Origin of the sequence: Actinomadura sp. GTD37 (assembly GCF_041951365.1) — a bacterium.
Classification (GTDB): domain Bacteria; phylum Actinomycetota; class Actinomycetes; order Streptosporangiales; family Streptosporangiaceae; genus Spirillospora.
This window is the reverse complement of record NZ_JBGNUS010000010.1, coordinates 217,271-223,415: the sequence shown is the minus strand read 5'-3', so window position 1 is coordinate 223,415 and position 6,145 is coordinate 217,271. Positions and strand designations below refer to the sequence as shown.

At 72.5% G+C, this 6,145-nt stretch carries 5 protein-coding genes; 4 read left to right on the top strand and 1 reads right to left on the bottom strand.

Annotation, left to right across the window (positions count from 1 at the left end):
* Positions 1 to 27 precede the first annotated feature (27 nt).
* On the bottom strand, positions 28 to 1,365 hold the full coding sequence (locus ACA511_RS35815; protein ID WP_375029155.1) for a pyridoxal phosphate-dependent aminotransferase: 1,338 nt from the start codon (positions 1,363 to 1,365) through the stop codon (positions 28 to 30).
* 155 nt (positions 1,366 to 1,520) lie between these two features.
* Between ACA511_RS35815 and ACA511_RS35810 the strand changes: the two genes are divergently transcribed.
* The 4 genes from ACA511_RS35810 to ACA511_RS35795 all read left to right on the top strand — a co-directional run bounded on the left by ACA511_RS35810 (position 1,521) and on the right by ACA511_RS35795 (position 6,115).
* Positions 1,521 to 2,447: a LysR family transcriptional regulator gene (locus ACA511_RS35810; RefSeq protein ID WP_375029154.1), complete on the top strand. Its 927-nt coding sequence runs from the start codon at positions 1,521 to 1,523 to the stop codon at positions 2,445 to 2,447.
* Between the two features lie 257 nt (positions 2,448 to 2,704).
* Entirely contained in the window at positions 2,705 to 3,499 is a 795-nt protein-coding gene (locus ACA511_RS35805) for a VC0807 family protein (protein ID WP_375029153.1), read from the top strand.
* A 106-nt stretch (positions 3,500 to 3,605) separates the two neighbouring features.
* Positions 3,606 to 4,772, top strand: coding sequence for an Ig-like domain-containing protein (locus ACA511_RS35800; RefSeq protein ID WP_375029152.1), 1,167 nt, complete (start codon positions 3,606 to 3,608; stop codon positions 4,770 to 4,772).
* 209 nt (positions 4,773 to 4,981) lie between these two features.
* Positions 4,982 to 6,115 carry an Ig-like domain-containing protein gene (locus tag ACA511_RS35795; RefSeq protein WP_375029151.1) on the top strand — a complete coding sequence of 378 codons (1,134 nt, stop codon included), beginning with the start codon at positions 4,982 to 4,984 and terminating at the stop codon, positions 6,113 to 6,115.
* Positions 6,116 to 6,145 lie beyond the last annotated feature (30 nt).

The window sequence follows — 6,145 nt, the reverse complement described above, 5'->3', positions numbered from 1 at the left end:
CGGTCCCGCGCCCCGCGCGGCCGGTTTTCAGGCGAGCGCGGGCTCCCCGGCGGTCACGCTCGCGGTCAGGTCGCCGAGGACCTCGCCGAGCCGGTCCAGGGCGCTCGCGATCCACGGCAGGGCCGCGGGCGCGGGGGACGCCAGGGCCGCGCGGCGGTGCTCGTCGTCCTCGCCGTAGAGCAGGCTCGGCGCCACCCGCATGGTCAGCGCCGAGGGCGCGTCCCCGAACGAGCTGCCGGGCAGGACGCCGATCCCGTACCGCTCCAGCAGCAGGTGCGTGAGGTCGGCGGCCGTGCGGACGCCGTGGTTCTCGCCCAGCACGTCCCGCAGCGGCCCGAAGTCGGGGTAGACGTAGAAGGCCGCCTCCGGCCGGCGGACCCGCGCGCCGGCGGCGGCGAACCGGTCGGCGACCGCGCCGGTGACCGCGGCGTGCAGCCGCCGGCTGCGGTCGACGTGCTCGACCAGCTCGGGCGGCTCGGCGAACGCGTAGGCGGCGGCGTGCTGCATCGGGGCGGGGGCGCTCGACCAGATCTCGCTCGCCACCCCGAGGAGACTGTCGCGCAGCGCGCGGCCGAACGGCCCGTCCGGCAGCCGCGCGACGCCGAGCCGCCAGCCGCCCGCGGCGAGGCTCTTGCTCAGCGCGGTCGTGACCACGGTCCGCTCCGGCGCGTACAGGGCCGGGCTCGGCACCGGCCGCCCCGGCGCGTGCACCAGGTCGCGGTAGATCTCGTCCGAGACGATGACCAGGTCGTGCTCGCGCGCGACCGCGCACAGCCGCCGGACGGTCTCCGCGGAGGCGATCGTCCCCGTCGGGTTGTCGGGCAGCGTCACCACGACCGCCCGGACGTCGCGCCCCCGCGCGCGGGCCCGCACCACGGCGTCGGCGAGCAGCGCCGGGCTCGGCACGCCGCCCTCGCCCGGCGGTGTGGCGACGCGGATCGGCTCCGCGCCGGCCAGCGACGCCTGCGCCGCGTAGCTCACCCAGCTCGGCGCCGCCACCACCACGTCGCCGCTCAGCGAGGTCAGCAGCGCGAACAGCAGGGGCTTGCTCCCGGGCCCGGCGACGACGGCCGCCGGGTCGGTGGGCAGCCCCCGCCGGGCCCAGTACCCCGCCGCGGCGGCGCGCAGCGCGGGCGAACCGGCGACCGGGCCGTAGGCGCCGCGGCCGGCGGCCGACTCCAGCTCACGGGTCAGCGCGGGATGTATGGGGATCCCGGCCTCCCCGAAGCCGAGGGGGAGCACACGCTCGCCCTCCCTGCGCTTGCGGGCGATCGCCTCGTTGACCGCGAGCGTCGCCGACAGCGGAACCGGGCGCGGTGCGAAGGGCAGCGGCCGGACGGGTGCGGACTGGTTCTGGGCAGGCATCAATTCTCCAAAGGGCATGCGAAATAGACGGTGGGTGACCGTGGAATCCCCGTGTGCGTCCCCGTGTGTGCGGCCCGGCCGGGCTCGACTCACTCTTGCCCGCTGCAAGCATCATTACAAGCGAGTCTCATCGATGCTGACCATAAGGTGGACTTATGCTCGAACTGCGCCGGCTGCGGTTGCTCGCCGAATTCGCCCGCCGCGGCAGCATCGCGGCGACCGCCGCCGCCCTCGGCTACACCCCGTCCGCGGTCTCCCAGCAGCTCGCCGCGCTCGAACGGGCGGCCCGCGTCCCGCTGCTGGACCGGACGGCCCGCAGCGCGGAGCTGACCGACGCCGGGCGCCGCCTCGCCGAGCGGGCCGAGGAGATCCTCGGGCTGGTCGAGACGGCCGAGGCGGAGCTGTCGGCGCAGGCCGGCGCCCCCTCCGGGCGGATCGTGGTGACCGCGTTCCCGACCGCCGCCGTCGCCTTCGCGCCCGCGCTGGCGCGCAGCCTGGGGGAGCACCCCGGGCTGACGTTCGTGCTGCGGCAGACCGCGCCCGGCACCGGCATCCGCCAGGTGCAGAGCGGCGAGGTCGACATCGCGCTCATCGACGACTGGACGGGCAAGGTCCCCGACCAGGCGCCCGCCGCGCTGGAGTTCTTCCACCTGCGCCGCGACCCGCTGGTCCTGGTCGTGCCGGAGGCGCACCCGATGTCGGACCCGGCCCGGCCCGTCGACCTGGAGCGGCTCCGCGAGGAGCCGTGGATGGCCGCGCCGCCCGGCGAGCCGTCCCGGCAGGCCGTCGAGCGCCTGCTGGACACCGTCGGCGGCGCCCGCCCGGTGCCGTGGGAGTTCGAGGGGCTGCACACGATCCTGAGCCTGGTGGCGCGGGGGATCGGCATCACCGCGGTGCCCGCGCTGGCGCTCGCCGCCGGCGACCGGGGCGTCGCGGTGCGGCGCATCCCCGAGTGCACGCTGGCCCGCGAGGTGTACGCCGTCACCCGCACCGCGAGCGTGCGGAGGCCGTCGGTGGCGGTGACCCTGCGGGCCATCTACGCCGCCGCCCGGGACGTCCAGCCGACGCCGCCCGAGGGGTGAGGGGCACCGCAGCGGAGCGCGGATGCCCCTCGGCCCCGCTCATCTGGGGGCCGCCCGCCCCCCAGATGAGCGGGGAGGTGAGGGAGGCTTAAAGTCGGAAATAAGCCCCGGAGCATTCGGTTCGACTCTGGCCGCATCCGGCCGCGGCCCGCACCAGGCGGGTCCGGGAGCCGAACTAACGAGGGAACAGCCGCACGGCCCGGATCGTTCGAAAACGGACGGACGGGCGCGGAACATCACGTACGGTGGTGCGAATCGTGAGCACATCCGAGTCCATGCACACCGATCTGGGAGCGCAGCGCTCGATGGAACGAACGGCGGCCGCGCCCGCGGACCCGCCCGCGGCGGAGGCGTCCGCGCCCGAGGCGCAGGGCGGTCTGACCCGGGCCCCCCGAGAGGACGACGGCGGGCACCACGTGTTCGAGCTGCCGCGGGTGACCGCGCTGCTCATGCACGCGCTGCCGCGGTTCGTGGAGGGCGTGATCGCCCCGGTGGCGGTGTTCTACGCCGCGCTCATGCTGCTCGGCCTGAACGGCGCCCTCGTCGCGGCCGTCGTCTGGGTGTACGGCGGGATCGTCTTCCGCTACGTGCGCGGCCACCCGGTGTCGGGGATGCTGCTGCTGGCCGCGGTCGGCGTGACCGTCCGCGCGGGCCTGGCGGCCGCCACGCACAGCGCGGTCGTCTACTTCCTGCAGCCGACCCTCGGCACGCTCTGCGTGAGCATGGCCTTCCTCGCCTCGGTGCCGCTCGGCAGGCCCCTCGCCATGAAGCTCGCCAAGGACATGGCGCCGATCCCCGACGCCTTCTACAAGCACGACAGGGTCCACCGGTTCTTCCTGCGGATCTCGCTGCTGTGGTCGGGCGTCCTGCTGGTGAACGTCGGCGTCAGCCTCTGGATGCTGTTCAACGAGTCGATCGGCATGTACCTGTGGATCCGCACCGGCATCGTCGCCGGGCTGGGCGCGATCGGCATCGCCGTCTCGGTCTGGGGCTTCAAGCGCCTGCTGGCGCGCATCAACCGCGAGCCGGCCCCGTCCGGGACGGCCGCCTGAGCAGCGGCTCCCCGTCGAACGCCCCGAACTTCCGCACGGTTCGGGGCGTCTTTATATGTAGGTAGATTCACTGCCACGGGGTGAATTCGACGGCTTTGGGGGATTTGTGGCGATCAAGGGTCGTGTGGGGCTCGTGCTGGCCGGCGGTGGCGCGGTGGCGGTGCTCGCGACCGGCTGCTCGATCGGCGGTGCGGGCAAGCTCGCCTCGGGCGGGTCGGACACCACGGTGACGATCACCCCGGCCAACGGGACCGCCCAGGTGAAGCCGGACGGCGCCATCGAGGTGAAGGCCACCGGAGGAGAGCTGCAGGACGTCACCGTCCAGGGCGAGGGCGCCGCCGTCACCGGGAAGTTCGGCGACGGGCGCAAGATGTGGCGCTCCGCCCGCACCCTGACGCCCGGAACGTCCTACACCGTCACCGCGCACGCCCGCGACGACGGCAAGACCCGCACGGTCACGAGCTCGTTCACCACGCTGAAGCCGGCCAAGACGCTGAGCATCGTGGACGTCACCCCCAGCCTGAAGGGGGAGAAGGTCGGCGTCGGCATGCCGATCTTCGTGCGGTTCGACCGCCCGGTCACCGACAAGGCGGCCGTGGAGCGGACGCTGCGGGTGACGCCGGAGAAGCCGGTCGAGGGCGCGTGGCGGTGGCTGGCGCCCGACCAGGTCGTCTACCGGACGAAGACGTACTGGCAGCCGCACCAGAAGGTCCGCTTCCAGGCCGCGCTCGCCGGGGTGAACGCGGGCGGCGGCGCGTACGGGGCCAAGGACGCGCAGGCGACCCTGACCATCGGCGCCGCGCAGATCACCACCGGCGACATCGGCGGGCACGACATGACCGTGACGCGGGACGGCAAGAAGCTCCGGACGATCCCCTTCAGCGCCGGCAACGGGCAGACCCGCGAGTTCACCACCACCAGCGGCGTGCACCTGCTGATGGAGAAGGGCAACCCCGTCACGATGACGTCCCCCGGCCGGCAGGAGGGCGACCCCGGCTACTACAAGACGGTCGTCAACTACGCGGTCCGCTTCTCCAACAGCGGCGAGTACGTCCACTCGGCGCCCTGGTCGGTCGGGTCGCAGGGGTCGGCGAACGTCAGCCACGGCTGCCTGAACGTCAGCCCCGCCAACGCCAAGTGGTACTACGACACCATGCAGCGCGGCGACGTCATCGAGCTGACCGGCAGCGACCGGGACGTCGAGTACGACAACGGCTGGAGCTTCTGGCAGCTGTCCTTCGAGAAGTGGAGCCAGGGCAGCGCCCTCCGCTGATGCAACGCTTTGATCTCGGACGCCCGCCGAAACCCCGGGTCATGGCATGATCGCCAGCTTTTGTCGCTAATGTCTCTCTGATAGACGGCGGGGTACTGGAGGCAGTGGTGCAGCGGAGGGTTTCCGCAGGAGTCCGGGCAGGCGCGGGGATGGCGGGAGCCGTGCTCCTCCTCACGACCGCATGCAGCGGGGGCGAGAAGGACGCCGGCGTGACCGTCGGGGAGAAGGGGGACGCGAGCGTCCCGCAGGTGACGATCAACCCGGGCAACGGCAACACCAAGGCCAAGCCGGAGGACGGCGTCGTCGTCACGGCGGCGGGCGGCACGCTCGAGCAGGTCACGGTCACGCTCAAGGGCAAGCCGGTGACCGGCGAGATGGGGGCCGACAAGACCACCTGGAAGTCGCGCACGCTGCGGCCCGGTACCAAGTACCAGGTCACCGCGGTCGCCAAGAGCCCCCAGGGGAAGTCGGCCACGGTCAACGCGACGTTCGCGACGCTGAAGGCGGCGAACCAGCTGGAGATCGCCGACGTCACGCCGAGCAAGAACGAGAAGGTCGGGGTCGGCATGCCGATCCAGGTCGTCTTCAACCGCGCGGTCGGCGACAAGAAGGCCGTGGAGAAGGCCCTGGAGGTCAAGTCCACCAAGCCCGCCACCGGCGCCTGGTACTGGATGAACGACACCACCGTCGTCTTCCGCACCAAGAACGGCGACTACTGGCAGCCGAACCAGAGGGTCTCCCTCAGGGCCAATCTGGCCGGGGTGAAGTCCGGCAAGCGGACCTACGGCATGGCCGACTTCACGCGCACCTTCCGCATCGGCGACTCCCACATCACGCGCATCAGCACCAAGACGAAGAAGGCCGTCGTCAAGCGGAACGGCAAGACGGTCCGGTCCTGGCCCATCAGCGCGGGCCGCGGCGGCCGCGTCGTCAACGGCGTCGACACCTTCCTCACCACCAGCGGCGTCCACCTGACGATGGGCAAGGAGAATCCGGCGATCATGACGTCGGAGTGGATGGGCGTCGACCCGAAGGACAAGAAGAACGGCGGCTACAAGGAGGTCATCCCGTTCGCGGTGCGGATCTCCAACAGCGGCGAGTACGTCCACTCGATGGCCGGCACCGTGTGGGCGCAGGGGCGGCAGAACGTCAGCCACGGCTGCGTCAACTCCCCGCCCAAGGACGCCCAGTGGTTCTACAACTTCTCCTACCGCGGCGACCCGGTGATCATCACCGGCAGCAAGCGGGGGCTCGACTGGAGCAACGGCTGGAGCTACTACGAGATGTCGTGGAGCCGGTGGGTCAAGGGCGGCGCCCTCGACCGCACCGTTTCCACGGGGTGACGCTGACCGCCGGTTGGCATTGACCGGGCC

Coding starts and splice junctions, on each gene's coding strand:
- ACA511_RS35815 (WP_375029155.1), bottom strand. CDS start 1,365: ATGCCTGCCCAGAACCAGTCCGCACCCGTCCGGCCGCTGCCCTTCGCA.
- ACA511_RS35810 (WP_375029154.1), top strand. CDS start 1,521: ATGCTCGAACTGCGCCGGCTGCGGTTGCTCGCCGAATTCGCCCGCCGC.